General features: G+C 61.1%; 15 protein-coding genes and 2 pseudogenes. 3 read left to right on the forward strand and 14 right to left on the reverse strand.

What is annotated here, in order from left to right; translation table 11 throughout:
• The 11 genes and pseudogenes from AC1DLB_RS04695 to AC1DLB_RS04745 all read right to left on the reverse strand — a co-directional run.
• Nucleotides 1-380, reverse strand: a pseudogene (locus AC1DLB_RS04695) (outer membrane lipoprotein carrier protein LolA); the annotation flags it as partial.
• 146 nt (nucleotides 381-526) lie between these two features.
• Nucleotides 527-952 carry an acyl-CoA thioesterase gene (locus tag AC1DLB_RS04700; protein ID WP_018928594.1) on the reverse strand — a complete coding sequence of 142 codons (426 nt, stop codon included), beginning with the start codon at nucleotides 950-952 and terminating at the stop codon, nucleotides 527-529.
• A complete protein-coding gene (locus AC1DLB_RS04705) occupies nucleotides 945-2,489 on the reverse strand; it encodes an HAL/PAL/TAL family ammonia-lyase (RefSeq protein WP_018928593.1) in 1,545 nt (514 codons plus the stop codon). The genes AC1DLB_RS04700 and AC1DLB_RS04705 overlap by 8 nt, the downstream gene beginning before the upstream one ends.
• Nucleotides 2,470-3,417, reverse strand: coding sequence for an LpxL/LpxP family acyltransferase (locus AC1DLB_RS04710; protein WP_428635911.1), 948 nt, complete (start codon nucleotides 3,415-3,417; stop codon nucleotides 2,470-2,472). Before AC1DLB_RS04710 ends, AC1DLB_RS04705 begins: the two co-directional genes overlap by 20 nt.
• A complete protein-coding gene (locus AC1DLB_RS04715) occupies nucleotides 3,414-4,148 on the reverse strand; it encodes a glycosyltransferase family 2 protein (protein ID WP_477784667.1) in 735 nt (244 codons plus the stop codon). The genes AC1DLB_RS04710 and AC1DLB_RS04715 overlap by 4 nt, the downstream gene beginning before the upstream one ends.
• Nucleotides 4,141-5,823, reverse strand: coding sequence for an ApeI family dehydratase (locus AC1DLB_RS04720; protein ID WP_477744143.1), 1,683 nt, complete (start codon nucleotides 5,821-5,823; stop codon nucleotides 4,141-4,143). The genes AC1DLB_RS04715 and AC1DLB_RS04720 overlap by 8 nt, the downstream gene beginning before the upstream one ends.
• Entirely contained in the window at nucleotides 5,820-6,365 is a 546-nt protein-coding gene (locus tag AC1DLB_RS04725; protein WP_477744144.1) for a COG4648 family protein, read from the reverse strand. The genes AC1DLB_RS04720 and AC1DLB_RS04725 overlap by 4 nt, the downstream gene beginning before the upstream one ends.
• A complete protein-coding gene (locus AC1DLB_RS04730; protein ID WP_477784668.1) occupies nucleotides 6,362-6,616 on the reverse strand; it encodes an acyl carrier protein in 255 nt (84 codons plus the stop codon). Before AC1DLB_RS04730 ends, AC1DLB_RS04725 begins: the two co-directional genes overlap by 4 nt.
• A gap of 9 nt (nucleotides 6,617-6,625) precedes the next feature.
• Nucleotides 6,626-6,901, reverse strand: a complete 276-nt coding sequence (locus AC1DLB_RS04735) for a phosphopantetheine-binding protein (protein WP_018928588.1) — start codon at nucleotides 6,899-6,901, stop codon at nucleotides 6,626-6,628.
• Nucleotides 6,879-7,691, reverse strand: coding sequence for a lysophospholipid acyltransferase family protein (locus AC1DLB_RS04740; protein ID WP_018928587.1), 813 nt, complete (start codon nucleotides 7,689-7,691; stop codon nucleotides 6,879-6,881). Before AC1DLB_RS04740 ends, AC1DLB_RS04735 begins: the two co-directional genes overlap by 23 nt.
• Entirely contained in the window at nucleotides 7,667-8,392 is a 726-nt protein-coding gene (locus AC1DLB_RS04745) for a beta-ketoacyl synthase chain length factor (RefSeq protein WP_477784669.1), read from the reverse strand. Before AC1DLB_RS04745 ends, AC1DLB_RS04740 begins: the two co-directional genes overlap by 25 nt.
• Before the next feature lie 356 nt (nucleotides 8,393-8,748).
• On the opposite strand from AC1DLB_RS04745, the gene AC1DLB_RS04750 reads away from it, so the two are divergent.
• Nucleotides 8,749-9,519 carry a ParA family protein gene (locus AC1DLB_RS04750; RefSeq protein WP_018928585.1) on the forward strand — a complete coding sequence of 257 codons (771 nt, stop codon included), beginning with the start codon at nucleotides 8,749-8,751 and terminating at the stop codon, nucleotides 9,517-9,519.
• A 7-nt stretch (nucleotides 9,520-9,526) separates the two neighbouring features.
• On the opposite strand, the gene trxC is transcribed toward AC1DLB_RS04750, so the two are convergent.
• Nucleotides 9,527-9,961: a thioredoxin TrxC gene (gene trxC / locus AC1DLB_RS04755; protein ID WP_077432334.1), complete on the reverse strand. Its 435-nt coding sequence runs from the start codon at nucleotides 9,959-9,961 to the stop codon at nucleotides 9,527-9,529.
• 194 nt (nucleotides 9,962-10,155) lie between these two features.
• On the opposite strand from trxC, the gene AC1DLB_RS04760 reads away from it, so the two are divergent.
• Both AC1DLB_RS04760 and AC1DLB_RS04765 read left to right on the forward strand, forming a co-directional pair.
• Nucleotides 10,156-10,452, forward strand: coding sequence for a type II toxin-antitoxin system HigB family toxin (locus AC1DLB_RS04760; RefSeq protein ID WP_018928583.1), 297 nt, complete (start codon nucleotides 10,156-10,158; stop codon nucleotides 10,450-10,452).
• Nucleotides 10,449-10,850 (forward strand): helix-turn-helix domain-containing protein, encoded by a 402-nt coding sequence (locus AC1DLB_RS04765; protein ID WP_477784670.1) that lies wholly within the window; start codon nucleotides 10,449-10,451, stop codon nucleotides 10,848-10,850. The genes AC1DLB_RS04760 and AC1DLB_RS04765 overlap by 4 nt, the downstream gene beginning before the upstream one ends.
• Before the next feature lie 6 nt (nucleotides 10,851-10,856).
• On the opposite strand, the gene selO is transcribed toward AC1DLB_RS04765, so the two are convergent.
• Both selO and mscK read right to left on the reverse strand, forming a co-directional pair.
• Complete coding sequence (gene selO / locus AC1DLB_RS04770; protein WP_477784671.1) at nucleotides 10,857-12,320, reverse strand: protein adenylyltransferase SelO; 1,464 nt, start codon at nucleotides 12,318-12,320, stop codon at nucleotides 10,857-10,859.
• 48 nt (nucleotides 12,321-12,368) lie between these two features.
• A pseudogene (gene mscK, locus AC1DLB_RS04775) lies at nucleotides 12,369-15,563 on the reverse strand (mechanosensitive channel MscK); the annotation flags it as partial.
• Nucleotides 15,564-15,576 lie beyond the last annotated feature (13 nt).

Genomic DNA, 15,576 nt, shown 5'->3' on the forward strand with positions numbered 1-15,576 from the left:
CTGCGCATCGCCACTCAGCGACCTCAGCGACAGCTCGAAATCCCGTTGCAGGCCACTGCTGTCGCCTTGCAGCACGGCGAGGAACAAACGGTTCTGTTCGGCGCCGGCACTCTTGCTCGGCAGCATTTGCCAGCCGCTGGCATCCCGCCGGGCAATGCCCTTGTCGCTGATGCGGTAATCCTGTTGCAGCGGCGTTTTCAGCAGCCAGAGCAGGCCGTGATTTTTCGCCAGAACGAAGGTGCCCTTGCTGGTCAGTGGCTGGGGCAGGGCGCGCAGGTGTTTTCCTGGATGAAGTTGCCGTGGATCACATCGGGTTTGGCCAGTTGATCGCTCAGTTGCTGGAGATCGAAGGCCTGGGCCAACGAAGAAAAGCCCAGCATAAATATCAAGCTCACACCAATCCCGTAGCAGCTGCCGAGCCTGCGAGGCTGCGTCCGGCGGCGAAGCCGTCGTTCAGGCATATCCGGTGGCGACTGCTGCGCAGTCGAACGCAGGCTTCGCCAGCTGCTACAAAGGAATCGCAAATTCATGGCAGCACCCTTTCAACCGCGTCGGTAAACACCTTGGGCGAAGCCAACTGCATTTCGCGGCTGCTCATGTCGACGGCAACCTGCACTGAAACAGCGCGGGTCAGACGTTCGCCGGTTGCGAGATCGCTGATCAGGTAATTGATCTTCAGTCGGTTCTCCCATTCCACCAGGCTGGCGCGCACATTCAGCTTCTGGCCGAACACGGCGCCGCGCACATAGCGCAACTGCAAGTCGATCACCGGCCAGGCGTAACCCGACGCAACCATGGCGTCGTAGTTGTGGCCGATCCTGTCCAGCAGCGCACAGCGGGCGACTTCCAGGTATTTGACGTAATGGCCGTGCCAGACCACGTTCATGGTGTCGACGTCAAAGAACGGGACGAGGATTTCCGTATCGGTGTGAAGCACTCCCTTGCTACGCATGCAGCCTCCAGTGTTGCTCGGCGATGCGTTGCAGGCACAGGCGCAATTCGCCTTCCAGGGCACGGTCTTCGATGACCGGCGGGAAGTCCTTGGCCAATTCCTCGTGCATCGCGGCCAGGGCCGGTGGCAGTGGACGCGCGTCTTCAGCCTGGCCGCGCAGCCACACGCCTTGATTGGCGGCCAGCAGCGTGGCGGCGGCAACCTGTTCGGTCAGCTCCAGCACGCGGATGGCGTCGCGGGCAGCGATGGTGCCCATGCTGACTTTGTCCTGGTTGTGGCACTCGGTGGAGCGCGAGAAGACGCTGGCCGGCATGGTGTTTTTCAGGGCTTCGGCGGTCCAGGCGCTGGTGCCGATCTGCACGGCCTTGAAGCCGTGATTGAGCATCGCACGGTCGGCGGTGGCGCCGGACAGGTTGCTCGGCAAGCCATGGTTGTAGCGTTCGTCCACCAGCAGCGCGAGTTGACGGTCGAGCAAGTCGGCGACGTTGGCCACCAGGTTTTTCAGGCTGTCCATGGCGAACGCAATGTGGCCGCCGTAGAAGTGCCCGCCGTGCAGCACGCGTTCGGCTTCGGCGTCGATGATCGGGTTGTCGTTGGCGCTGTTGAGTTCGATCTCGATGAACGAGCGCAGCCAGTTCAGGCTGTCGGCCAGTACACCGAGCACGTGTGGCGCGCAACGCAGGGAGTAACGGTCTTGCAGGCGATGCAGCGGCGCGGTCGGCGCGTCGATCGCCAGATCCTTGCGCAGCCACGCGGCAACTTGCATCTGCCCTGGATGGGGTTTGGCGGCGAACAGGCGCTCGTCGAAGTGCTCCGGGTTGCCCTGCAAAGCGACCACGTTCAGCGCGGTGATGCGTGTGGCCAGTTGCAGCAGGTAATCGGCACGGGCGTAAGCCAGGCACGCAAGGCCGGTCATCACGGCGGTGCCGTTCATCAGCGCCAGGGCTTCCTTGGGGCGCAATACCAGCGGTTGCCAACCCAGTTCCTTGTGCACATCAGCCGCTTGCCGGCGTTCGCCGCGGAACATCACTTCGCGCTCGCCGGACAAGGTCGCGGCGACGTAGGACAGCGGCGTCAGATCACCGCTGGCGCCCACGGAACCTTCTTCCGGAATCAGCGGCAGGATGTCGTGTTCGAGGAACGCTTGCAGGCGCTCCAGCAACTCCACGCGTACTCCGGACACGCCCTGGCACAGCGACTGTAAACGTGCCGCCAGCACCGCACGGGTGGCCTGGGCATCGAGCAGTTTGCCCAGGCCGCAGCCGTGGAATGTGTACAGATGACGAGGCAGGGCTTCGACGTGGTGCAGCGGCACCGCCACCACACAGGAATCGCCATAACCGGTGGTCACGCCATAGATCACGCCTTCCTTGTCCAGCAGGGAGTCAAGGAACTGCGGACCCTTGGCAATGCGCTGGCGAAACTCGGGGTTGCCCTGCAACTGCGTCGGCACCTGACGGTTGGCCAGGGCCAGCACGTCTTCGATGCACAAAGGGAGTTCGCCGAAGGTTACCGGCTCAAGCGTTGGCGTCGTCATCGGTCTTCCAGAAAGGGTAAAAGTTGAACCATTGTTGGGGCGCTTCGAGGCAATAGTGACCCAGGCGTTCGGCATAGCGCGAAGCCCACTGATGAATGACCTGTTCGCGCTCGCTGCGTTTCCACACCACCGCCTCGGTGAACGGTTCGAGGGTCAGTCGATAGTCGCCCGTGGGTTTCTTCAGGCACAGCAGCAGATTGACCGGGCATTTCAGCAAACCGGCCAGCAGCCACGGGCCTTGCGGGAACGCTGCCTGGTGACCGAGAAAATCCACCGTCACGCTGCGCCCGCCATGCAGCGGCACACGGTCGCCGGCAATTGCCAGCCACTCGCCGCGCTCCAGGCGCTCATGCAGTTGCAGCATGATCACCGGGTCGAGCTCGCTGACCTGGATCAGCCGCAGATTGGTTGCCCCGGCTTCGCCCAGCAGGCGGTTGAACTGCTCGGCGTGCTTGGTGTGCACCAGCACGTTCATGGTGACTTTCTCGCCGATCTCGGCCAGTGCCCGGCAAACCTCGAGATTGCCCAGGTGTGTGCCCACCAGCATCTGCCCGCGTGTGCCGCGCAGTTTATTGCGCAGCAGCGCCGGGTCGATGATTTCGATCTGCTCGATGCTCAGCTTGCCGTTCCACACGTCGAGTTTGTCGAGCATGGAATCGGCGAAGGCCATGAACTGGCCGAACACCCGCCAATGAGTCGGACGCAATTCGCTGCGCCCGCTCCAGTCGGCGAGCCGCTGCTGGTATTGCCAGGCGCTTTGGCGGGCGCTGCGTCCGAACAGGAAAAAGTACAGCACGATGCCGTAGAGCAGCGGGCTCAGCAGGCGTCGGCCCAGGACCTTTGCGCAGAATGCGGTGAACTTCATCAGCCAGAAACTGCCACGCTCCTGGCGGTCGGCCCAGTGCTGTTTGTCTGCGTTGCCGTTCATGYCCGCCACCGTCGCCAGAGGATCACCGGTGCTCGCAGCAACATGCCGAAGAACAGCCGGGTGTGCATGCTCGTAATCAGTACGTTGTCGTAGAACAGCCGGAAATGTGAAACGCCATCCAGAGGGTAATKGACCCTGGTTTTCAGCCACTGCATCGGCAGATTGCGCCAGGCCAGGCGCACCAGGATGTCGGAGTCGAAGTCCATGCGCTTGCCGATCCTGGCCGAGTCGATCAGTGCCAGGGTTGGCGGTAACGGATAGACACGGAAGCCGCACATCGAGTCGCGAATCTGCAGTGACAGGGTGTTGATCCAGACCATGACGTGAGTCAGGTAGCGCGCGTACAAACGACCTTTCGGCACGCTGGCGTCGTATTGCGGATAGCCGCAGATCACCGCCTCGGGATGGTTGCGTGAGTATTCGATGAAGACTTTGACATCTTGCAGGTCGTGCTGGCCGTCGGCGTCCACCTGCAAGGCATGGCTGAAGCCCAGGCGCGAAGCCTCCCGCAGACCGGTCATCACTGCGCCGCCCTTGCCCTGATTGATGGTGAGCCGGATCAGATAAACCCTGTCGCGCTGCGCCAGTTGGTCGAGTACCTTGGCGCAGGCGGGGCTACTGGCATCGTCCACCAGAATGCATGGCAGGTCACAGGCAAGCAGCGCATCGACCACGRCAGTGATGGCGGTTTCGTGGTTGTAGACCGGGATTATGGCGCAGGGGTTATGCATCGCTGGCAGCCTCCAGCAAAATCCGCCCGCTGGAGCAGGTGGCGGTTTCGTTGCGATAGGCGAAATACAATTTGCCGCGCACCGGGTCGAAGCGCAGGTGCAACTGGATTTCATCGCCAGGGCGCACCAGTTGCTGGAATTTCAGCACTTCCATGCCGGCGAATTTTGCCGGCAGGTCCATCAATTGCTGGCCCAGGCTCATTGCCCACTCCACTTGCACCACGCCGGGCAATACCGGGGCCCGGGGAAAGTGTCCGCTGAAATACGCCAGGTCCGGTGGGACGGCCAGTTGCAGGCTCCACTCACCATCGGCTTCGACCTGCTCCAGCACTTGCGGCGCCTTTGGGCGGGACGCCAGCAGCAAGGCTTCAACCTCAGCCTGGGGCAGTTTGCCCTGCGCGTTCAGCGGCAACTGCCGCAACAGGCGCCAGCGTCGTGGCAGGGCCAGCGTTTCACAGTGCTGGCTCAGATGCTGACGCAACGCTTGTGTGAGGCTGCGTCGTCCCTGATTGCGCAACGCGTGCATACCTCGCTCGCTGAGCACCAGCAGCGCCCCCAATGAGGCGCGGTTTTCCTGAACCACTCCCAGGCGCGCTTCGGCGACCCAGGCGTGCGCCATCAGCGCGTGTTCGAGCATGGGTAGCGAGATACGTTTTTCTTCCAGTTTGACGATCCGGTCCAGCCGCCCCAACAGCTCGAAACGGCCGTCGGCTGCGATGCGCGCGGCATCGGCGGTGTGTTCGATATGACCTGCCGGCAGGTATGGCGATGCGATAAGCAGGGCGCCATCGCTGTCCTGGCTCAGCTCCACACCGTTGAAGGGCTGCCAGAGATCCTGGCCTTGACGCCAGGCGATGCCGCCGGTTTCCGAGCTGCCGAGGATCTCGGTCGGCCATTGTTGCAGGCGTTCGTAAAGGCTTTGCGAGGCTTCGGCGGGTAACGCGCCACCGGAGGAGAACACTCGGCGCACTGCGCCCAGCGCTGGCCAGTCGAGGTTGTCGCCCATGCGCTTGAGCAATGCCGGGCTGGCGACCCAGGCGAAGGCCGGGTGTTCGCGGCTGGCGCGTTGCAAGTCTTCCGGGAAAGCCAGTTGCTTGCGCACGAACGAACGCCCGGCGCACAGCGGCCACAGTACCCGAAACAGCAAGCCGTAGATGTGCTGGGTGGCGACGCTGCCGATGATGCAGGCTTCGCCCAGATCTGCGCCCCACAAGTGCTCCAGCGCTTCGACTTCATTGGCCAGTTGGCGCAGGGTTTTGTCGATGCGCTTGGGTTCGCCACTGGAGCCTGAGGTGCACAGGCTCAGCTGACAACGATCCAGGTCCAGCGGGTGGGCTGGTAGCGGCGGATGCCGATAATCGCTCAGGTGCGCATCGTCGGTCTGATCGGTCAGCCACAGATCGACCTCGGTCGACCAGCGCTGGCGCGTCTGCGCTTGCAGGTCGGCGGGCAGCAGTACGCTGATCCCGGCACGCCAGGCACCGAGCAGGGCAATGGCCAGGTCGGCGGCGTCTTCAAGGTGCACGGCGATGCGCTGCACATCCTGGGCTTGCAGGCCGGCAGCCAGGCTCAGGGCCCGGTCGCACAATTGCGCGTGATTCAACGCCGGCTCGGCCGTCACGGCACGCTCCGGCTGAGCCTTGAGCAGCAGTTGCTCAAGTTTTATCCAATTCATGGGTGGCCTCGTACCCGTTGTCGTATCAGCCATTCAATGGCAAACATCAGGCCGATCAATCCATAGGAGATCAGGCCGGTGTACAACATCCACCAGCTCAGCGGCGCCCAAAGGGTCAGGGCGGCGGCGCACAAACCGTTGCAGAGAAAAAACACGCTCCAGGCAATGGTCACCTGGCGGGTGTAGCGAATGGCCCTGGGCGGTAAATCCGGTTCTCGCAGGCGGGCCAGGCGTTCGACCATCGGCGGGCCGTATTTCAGGCTAAGACCGAACAGCACCAGCATGAACGCGCTGATCAGCACCGGGTACCAGCGCAGCAGCATCGGGCTGTCGAACGCTGCCAGCAGCAGGCAGAAGGCGATGGCGACCGTGGACATCCACAGGCTGCCGGGGCGTCGTTCGCCGGTCAGCGCTCGCGCCAGCCACAGGCTGCCCAGCAGCAGACCGAACTGCCACGGGGCAAAATGCTCCATGCCGAAATACACCGCAAAGGGGTACAGCAGGCCTGCGAGCAGCAGGCCAAGGCCAATCAGTCGGCTCATGCGGCGGGCTGAACCAGACGGTAAACCGCCTCGACCACGTCGCTGACGGTACGCACCGATTTGAATTCTTCGGCGGCGATTTTCTTGCCGGTCTGGCGTTTGATGTGATCGATCAGGTCGACCGCATCGATGCTGTCGATTTCCAGATCCTGGTACAGGTTGGATTCCAGGCTGATGCGCTCGGGGTCCAGCTCGAAGAGTTCGACCAGARCATCGCGCAGGGTGTTGAAAATATCGTCACGAGTTTGCATGGTCCGGTCTCAAGCTGCCTGTTTTGCAGTGACGAACGCCGCAAGGCTCGCCACGTTGCTGAAGTGATTACGGGTGTCCTTGGCGTCGGCATCGATTTTGATACCGTACTTTTTCTGGATCGCCAGGCCGAGTTCCAGCGCGTCTACCGAGTCCAGGCCCAGGCCTTCGCCGAACAGCGTCTGGTTGTCGCCGATGTCGTCGACGCTGATGTCTTCGAGGCCCAGGGCTTCGATGATCAGCTCTTTGATTTCCTGCATCAGGCTAACGGTGTTCTGATCGCTCATCTTCGGCGAGCTCCTTGATAAAGTAAGAGTGCAAATAGTCGTTGAGCTTGCGCGAGGCCTGGGGGGCAGGGCCTTGCGTAGCGAAGGCCTGTGGGTCTATATCGGCCCCGACGCGAAAACTGAAGTGCACACGGCGTTTGGGGATCCGATACCAGGGTTCGGCCTTGGTCAATGTGGTCGGGTTGACCTTGATAATCACCGGGGTGAGGATTCTCGCACCGCGCAGCGCGATTGCCGCGCCCCCCCGATGAAAGGCCGGCGGTTGGCCAGGTCGGGTCCGGGTGCCCTCGGGAAAGATGATCAGGGTCTGACCGCTTTTCAGCGCGTCGGCAGCGGCGTCGAGCATGTCCATGCTGCCATCGTTGCTGATGTATTCGGTACAGCGTAGCGGACCGCGAGTGAACGGGTTTTCCCAGAGGCTTTTCTTGACCACGCAGTTGGCGTGGCGCACCAGGCCGATCAAAAACACCACATCGATCAGCGAGGGGTGGTTGGCCACGATCATTTGGCCTGGGCGCCCGAGCTTTTCTGCCCCCTGAATGTCATAGGTCAGCACGCCACTGCGCGCCATGAACCGAATGAAAAACCAGAAACACCGGCTGACCGTATGTCGCGCGCGTTGACGATGGACCTGAGCGTCTCCTGGCAGGCAGTTCAACAGCGGGAACACCACCAGTCGCAGGCACAGGCTGCTCAACCCGAACAGGGTAAAGCTTGCGGCGGTGGCCAGCAGGCGCCAGTAGTAGGCGTCGCGGTTTTTATCGGTTACGGGTTGCGTTGCCAGGTCCATACACGATTTTTCCAGGCATGTTGGCAGGTTGTTTGCTGGCCGAGCAGCGTACGCAACAGATTCAGAGCATGGGGCCAGCGGGCTTTGGACAACGTGTGCGGGTCGCTGTTCAGCGACAGTTGCCACTGATTACCGGGGGTGATCAACAGGCCGACCGCATAAGGGAAAGGCACATCATCGATCCAGGCCGAGTAGGCGGCGGGAGGTTGCTCTTCGGTGACGATCAGCAGTACCGCGGGCGCGCCTTCCTCAAGCAGCGCCGCGGCCTCTAGCATGCCGTGTTCAAGGCCATCGCCGGCGGCGGCGAGGGCGGTCATTTCGCTGGTTTCGCCACGCATGATCGACCACAGGCCGATGACCGCGTTGTGCACCGACAGGCTGAACTGGGTGGGCGACAACGGTTGGACGGTCGCCAGATCGCTGAGAATTTCGAAGGTGCGCGGGGTTTCGCCGTGGCGAGAAATAAAGACCAACGGTAAATCCGGATGACCTTCGGCCAAGGGCCAGCCGACACTGAACGCCATCCGCGCCAGACGGCTGAGTCGCCGACGCTGCATGGCCGGCAGAAACGACACATCCGGGGCGGCATCGCTGGGCTCGAGCACGACCGGTTGTCGGCTCCAGGCCTGCCAATCATCCACGCTTTCAAGCCCAGGGGCCCAAGCGCGCCATTGGGCGATGTTGAAGTTGATCACAGACATTCATCCCGCCCCTGCGGGCTTCCTTTAACGCGGTGAGTCGCAAGAACCGCGGCTGACCTGACGTGGCGCTTAACGCCGAGTGGCGCGCATTATCCCGGTGCTGCGGGCGTGTAGCAAATGCTGGTTACATTTTGCGCAACGAAATGTACCGTCTGGTTCGCGAAAAGCTGTCGTTTGGCCATTATCCACAATGCGGCGGACATGTCTGTCGGCACTGTCGGCTATCAATGGACGAGTTGGCAGCTGTTCCGGCCAGAGATTTGCCTATGACTGTGTAGTCTAGATGCTGGCGAGGTAGCTAAGCAGCGATGTGGACTACTACACTCGGTCATTCTTTGATACACGGAGGTTTAGACATGCGGCGCGTGGTGTTCAATCAGAAAGGTGGCGTGGGCAAATCAAGCATTGCCTGCAATCTGGCGGCGGTCAGCGCCAGCGAAGGCTATCGCACGTTATTGGTGGATCTCGATGCCCAGGCCAACTCCACTCAATACCTGACGGGGCTCACCGGTGAGGATATCCCAATGGGTATCGCCGACTTCTTCAAGCAGACCCTGTCCTCCGGGCCGTTCTCGAAGAAAGGTCAGGTCGACATCTACGAAACTCCGTTCGACAACCTTCACGTCATCACTGCCACCGCCGAGCTGGCAGACTTGCAGCCCAAGCTCGAGGCCAAACACAAGATCAACAAGCTGCGCAAATTGCTCGAGGAGCTGGACGGTGATTACGACCGGATCTACCTCGACACCCCGCCAGCGCTGAATTTCTATGCCGTCTCGGCGTTGATCGCCGCTGATCGCGTGCTGATTCCCTTTGACTGCGACAGCTTCTCGCGCCAGGCGCTGTATGGGCTGTTGGCGGAAATCGAAGAGTTGAAGGACGACCACAATGAAGGGCTGGAAGTCGAAGGCATTGTCGTCAACCAGTTCCAGGCCCGCGCCAGTCTGCCGCAGCAAATTCTCGACGAACTGATCGCCGAAGGGCTGCCGGTACTGCCGGTGTACCTGGCAAGTTCGGTGCGCATGCGCGAATCCCATCAGGCCAACACGCCGCTGATCCACCTCGACCCGCGGCACAAGCTGACCCAGCAATTCGTCGAACTGCACAACCTGCTGGAAAATGCCTGAAAGGCAATCAGATCCCCTGACTGCGCAACCAGCTCATCAACTGCGGTAACGGGAAGGCCCCGCTTTGGCGAGCCACTTCCCGGCCGTTCTTGAACAGAATCAGGCTCGGGATCGAGCGAATCCCCAGCTGCGCCGACAACTGTTGATTCGCCTCGCTGTCCAGCTTGGCCAACCGACACTTGCCCGCCAATTGCCCCGCCGCTTGCTCGAACACCGGCGCAAACGATTTGCACGGCCCGCACCAATCAGCCCACACATCCACCAGCAACGGCAGGTCACCCTTGATCTGACTGGCGTAATCGCCTTGTTTCAGTTCGAACGGCTTGCTCAGCAGGACCTCGGCCTTGCAGCGGCCGCACTTTGGATGATCGTTGAGGCGTTCGGCGGGGATGCGGTTCAGGCCGTTGCAGTGGGGGCAGGGGATGAGGAGTGGGTCGGTCATGAAGGAGGTCCTGTTAAGAAGCCGATCACTCCTATGTGGAGACGTTTGCTCATATTTTCAATCGTGCAGCGTCTGGCGATGAAACTAGGCTGAATCGTACTGAGCGAGACCGTTGGTCTGCCGAGAGCTATCGCAACTTGCGATATTTTTGATCTGTGTTTAACTCCCATAGCAGAATGCGATAAGGATGTTGCATGCATGTGTTTACTGAAAAACCAATTCGTGAGGCCAAGGAAAAGTGGCCGCGGGCAGCCAATGCATTGGAGCAGTGGTATCGACTCGCCAAAGGGAGTAGCCCGGGAGACTTCGCGGCGATGAAGTCTATTTTTCCCGCAACCGACAAAGTCGGCGAGTTTCATGTGTTCGACATCGGTGGCAACAAATTGCGGCTTATCGCTTTTGTCAGGTATCGGTCTCAAAAGCTTTATATCAAGCATGTGCTGGATCATAGCGAATATGACCGCGGTAAATGGAAGGAGGGAAGGGTATGAGTGTCCTAATCAAAAAAGCTGCTGAGCATTGGGAGTTCGTCTCGCCATTGCTTCGAAAACCGAAAAACGAAGACGACTATGACATGTTGGCGCGGGCACTCGATGAATTGCTTGAGATGACCGGCGATGATGAGTCGCATCCGTTGATGAGCTTGGTGGACATCATCGGTGACTGGATTGCGGAGTGGGATCGCAACCATCACCCCATGCGCGAAGCCTCTGGTGCAGAGGTTCTTGGCTATATGATGCGCGAACACGGCCTGAGCCAGAGCGAGCTGCCCGGTGTGGGCACGCAATCGGTAGTCTCGGAGATCTTAAGCGGCAAGCGCCAGCTCAACCTGCGGCAGGTTCGCTGGTTGGCCGAGCGCTTTGGTGTGTCCRTAGAGACCTTTATCTGACAAGCCTCACGACGAACAACTGATCTCCAGATGTTTGCCCCATTCCGGTGGCCGCTCGGCGTAGCTCTCCATTCCAGGCTGCTCCTCGAACGGATTGCTCAATACCGCGTGCAAGCGACGAACTTCTGAATAGTCGCCGCTTTCCGCCGCATCGATGGCTTTTTGCGCCAGATAATTGCGCAGGATGTACAGCGGATTGACCGCATGCATTCGTTTGCGGCGCTGCTCCTGATCAATCACGCCTTCACGGGCAACCCGGGCGGCGTAGAGCTCGCCCCACGCATCGAAACCCTTGATGTCGACAAAGTCATCGCGCAACCGGGCGACAGCCAGCTCCGGTGCCTCATCGCCCAGGCGGCGGAAGAACAGGCTGTAATCGACGCCGCTGTTCTGCATCAGTTGCAGCAGCTGCTCCAGCAGTTTCTGGTCGTCGTCTTCGGCGGTGGTAAGGCCGAGGCGGCGGCGCATCAGGTCCAGGTAGTGGGCCTGGAACAGTGGCAGGTACAGGCCGAGGGTTTCGCGCAGGGCTTCGACGCTGATGAACGGTGTCAGGGCCTGGGCGAGGGCGCTGAGGTTCCACTGGCCAATCGGTACCTGGTTGCTGAAGGAGTAGCGGCCCTGGTCATCGGAGTGGTTGCAGATGAAGTGGGCGTCGAAGTCGTCGAGGAAGGCGAACGGGCCGAAGTCGAAGGTGATGCCGAGGATCGACATGTTGTCGGTGTTCATCACGCCGTGGCAGAACCCATAGGCCTGCCATTTGGCGATCAGTTCGGCATTACGCTCGACAATTTCGCGGAACATCGCCAGGTACGGCTCCGGCTGCTCCAGGCAGTGCGGGAAGTGCATGGCCAGCACGTGCTCACCGAGTTCTTTCTGCTGCTCGGGGCGCTTGGTGTAGTAGAAAAATTCGAAGTGCCCGAAACGCACATGGCTCGGCGACAGGCGCAGGACCATGGCCGCGCGCTCCTGTTTCTCGCGCCAGACCGGCGTGTCGGAGCCGATCACGCAGAGTGCGCGCGTGGTGGGAATGTTCAGGGCATGCAGGGCTTYGGAGGCAAGGAACTCGCGGATCGAGGAGCGCAGCACTGCCCGTCCATCGCCCATGCGTGAGTAAGGCGTCTGACCGGCACCCTTGAGGTGCAGGTCCCAATGCTCGCCGGCTTCGTTATAGACCTCGCCCAGCAACAGGCCGCGACCGTCGCCCAACTGCGGGTTATAGGAGCCGAATTGATGTCCGGAGTAGACCATCGCCCGCGGCTCGGCTTCAGCCCACAGCTTGTGGCCGCCGAACAGCTCGGCGAATACTGGTGTTTCGGCCTCGGCCGGGTCCAGGTCCAGCAGCGCCATGGCGGCGGGGCTGGCGACCACCAGTCGCGGAGCCGCAATGGGCTCAGGCAGTACGTGGGTTGAGAACGCATCGCCCAGGCGGGCGAAGCGATTGTCGAAGGTCAGTTCGTCGAGGGCTTTCAACGGCCATCTCCAGCAGAATGTCCGAGCATTCTGCTAGGGATAGCGCGCTTAGTCGAGTTCGACAGGCGGTGGCTCTTGCCGCGGTTTGCTGGTGGGTTCCGGAACAACGGTTTTGGTTTCCGGCTCAACCGGGACCATTTTGTATTCCTGGCCCTGAAGGTTCTTGAGATAGACCTCCATCTGCCGGAACGAGATGTTGATGTGCTGCTTCTTGAACTCGCGATTGATGAAGCGGTTGACCTCATCGAGCACCGGGTTACGGTCGCCGAGGTCACGCACATGCATGCGCAACTCGTGGTCGAGGGTGCTTTCGCCGAAATTCAGGAAGTACACCTGGGGTTCCGGGTCCTTCAGCACGCGCGGGTTATTGCGGGCTGCCTTGAGCAACAGTTCTTTCACCAGGTCCAGATCCGAGCCGTAGTCGACGCCGAGCTTGAGGGTCACCCGGGTGATGGTGTCGGTCAGCGACCAGTTGATCAGTTGCCCGGTGATGAACGTCTTGTTCGGGACGATGATGTCCTTGCGATCGAAGTCGGTGATGGTCGTGGCACGGATGCGGATCTTGCTCACCGTGCCCGACAGGTTGCCGATGGTGATGGTGTCGCCGATCCGCACCGGGCGTTCGAACAGGATCATGATGCCGGAGATGAAGTTGGCGAAGATTTCCTGCATCCCGAAACCGAGACCTACCGACAGCGCTGCCACCAGCCATTGCAACTTGTCCCAGCTCACGCCGAGCGTGGACAGGGTAGAGACGAAACCGACACCGGCGATCACATAGGACAGCAACGTGGTCGTGGCGTAGGAACTGCCCTGGGCCAGGTTGAGCTTGGACAGCACAAACACTTCCAGCAGACCCGGCAAGTTGCGCGCCAGCGCGAAGGTGATGCCGATGATGATCAGCGCGCCAAGCATGTCGCCGATGCTGATCGGCACCATGCTCATGTTGGCGCCGGTGCCGCTGGTGTATTCGTAGAGGGTGATGTTGTCCAGGTACGAGAACACCGAGATCAGGTCCGACCAGACCCAGTACAGCGCCGCGATGAAACCGCCGAGCAGGGCCAGGCGGATCAGTCGCAGGGACTGCTCGTTGACCTTCTCGATGTCCAGGGTCGGCTCTTCGATCACCGCTTCGCCGTCGCCGGCCTCTTTCGCGGCCTGGCGTTTGGCCAGGGCGCGCTGATAGGCCAGGCGGCGTGCCGCAACGCTGAGGCCGCGCACGAAGGTGGCTTCGATCACCAGCCAGAACATCAGCAGGTACAGGGTGTTGATCAACCGGTCGCTGAGTTTCAGCGCGGTGTAGTAGTAGCCGAAGCACACGGCGACGAACAACGCGATCGGCAGAACGGTGAACATGACTCCCACGGCCTTGCGGAACAGCGAGGCGTTTTCGTGGGTCGGGCTGCTGACCAACAGCCGGCTGAGCAGCCAGGCCATCAAGGCGTAGCAGGTCAGTACCACCGGCATGCCGAGCACGTCATCGGCCAGCGCCGCCGGTTGCAGTTCGGCGACCGCCACCACGGTCACCAGAGCCATCACCACCAGCCCGAGCCGGCGAATCCAGCCTTGAAGGAATTCGACCTGGGGCTTTTCCCAACGGAAATGCAGTTCGGCCACGCCACCCGGCGCGAGGATGCGGTAGGCGGTGTAGAACACCAGCCAGGCCTGGGCCATCTGCAACAGCGCTGCGCCCATGTTGGCGTTCTGGCCGCGGGCGTCGATCTGCAAGGCCAGGCCGCACAAGGCCAGGCCCAGGGAAACCGGCATCGCCAGCAGGATGTTGATCAGAATCGCTTGCGGGGTGTGCCACTGGCTGTCGCGTTTGAAATGGCCGATGTCCTGGTGAACTTTGTTCAGGCGGGAATAGAGATTTTTACGGCGCCACAGCAGCGCGCCGATCAGCAGGGCCAGTGGCAGGAACAGCAGCGGTCGTTGCGTCAGACCATCGGTCAATTCGCTCAGGCTCGAAGCCCACGGCAGGGTAGTGACCTGGCGTTGCAGGCGTTCCGGCACGCTGTGCATCCACTCAAGATCCAGCGGTTTGTTGCTGGGAATCCAGAACATCTGCTCGTCCAGCGTAGCCCGCAGACTTTGTGCGGTGCTGAGCAGTTGTTTCTGATTGAGTTGCAGCGTGATGGATTCGTTGAGCACCGCGCTCAGTTCGCGATTCAAGCGCTCCAACAGGTCCGCGCGGGTGTTGGCCAGGTCCAGCAGGCTCTTGCGCAGTTGCGGGGTGACTTGCTCGGGTGGTTGAGTCGCCAGCAGGTTATCGACGTAGGTGATCGGGTTGCTGAGCAGTTCCCGTTGCTGGCTGACTTCGAACTGATACAGGCGAATGTCGGCAATCTGGTCGGCCAGGTCGCGGTCGAGCCTTAGACGCGGCAGGGCCTGTTTCTGTTTGTAGAGAATCTTGGAGAGCAGCAGGCTGCCCTTGAGCACGTTGATCTGTTCGTCCAGCGCCGAGTCGCTCTGGGTCACGCTGTCCAGTTGCTGCTTGGTCTGCAGGTTCTGTTGAGTGACTTCGTTGAGGCGGTCGGTGCTTTTGAGCAGGTAGTCGGAGAGCTTCAGGTTGGCCGCGCTTTCGGTGGCCAGCAGGCTACTGCCGCCGGCCTTCTGCGCCTCGATGGACTGCTGGGTCACGGTCTCTTGTGACTGGGCCAGGCGTTTCTGGTTGATCAGGGTTTGCAGGTCCTGGATCTCCTGATCCAGGCGATCGGACTTTTCTGACAGCAAGTCGTGCTGGCTGTTGCCCAGGTCCTGCAACAGGCTGTTGCCGGCCAGTTCCTGGCGACGCAACGGGATCAAGGCGTTCAGTGCCGCGAGTTCGGCGTTGAGCTGATCGCGTTGCTCGGCGGTCAGGGTCTTGCCGCTGTCCTTGCCAAGTTTGAGGATGTTGTTGATCTGCTGGATGCGCGTCTGGCTGGCAGAGATCTCAGCCTGGGCGCGCTCGGGGCGGGTCTGGGCGGTAATGATCAGGCTGTTCGCTTCGGCCAGGGCTTTCTGCAGGTCGCTTTGTTGAGTGGAGCGTTCGGTCAGCAGTTGCTCAAGCTGCTGGATCGTCTCTTTGGTATAGCGTTGCCCCACCGGCACCACTTTGGTGGCCTTGAGGCGGGTCAGCTCGCGCTGGTTCTCGATGTTCTGCCTGGGAGCGTTGGTCAACTGCTGCTTGAGATCGATCAGTTTCTGGTCGTAATCACGCCGGTTGTTGAGCTGGGTGAGCGTGCTCTGCAGGACAGACTCAAGCCCAGCAGGGCCA

It is taken from the genome of Pseudomonas sp. 05N434 (assembly GCF_056396965.1).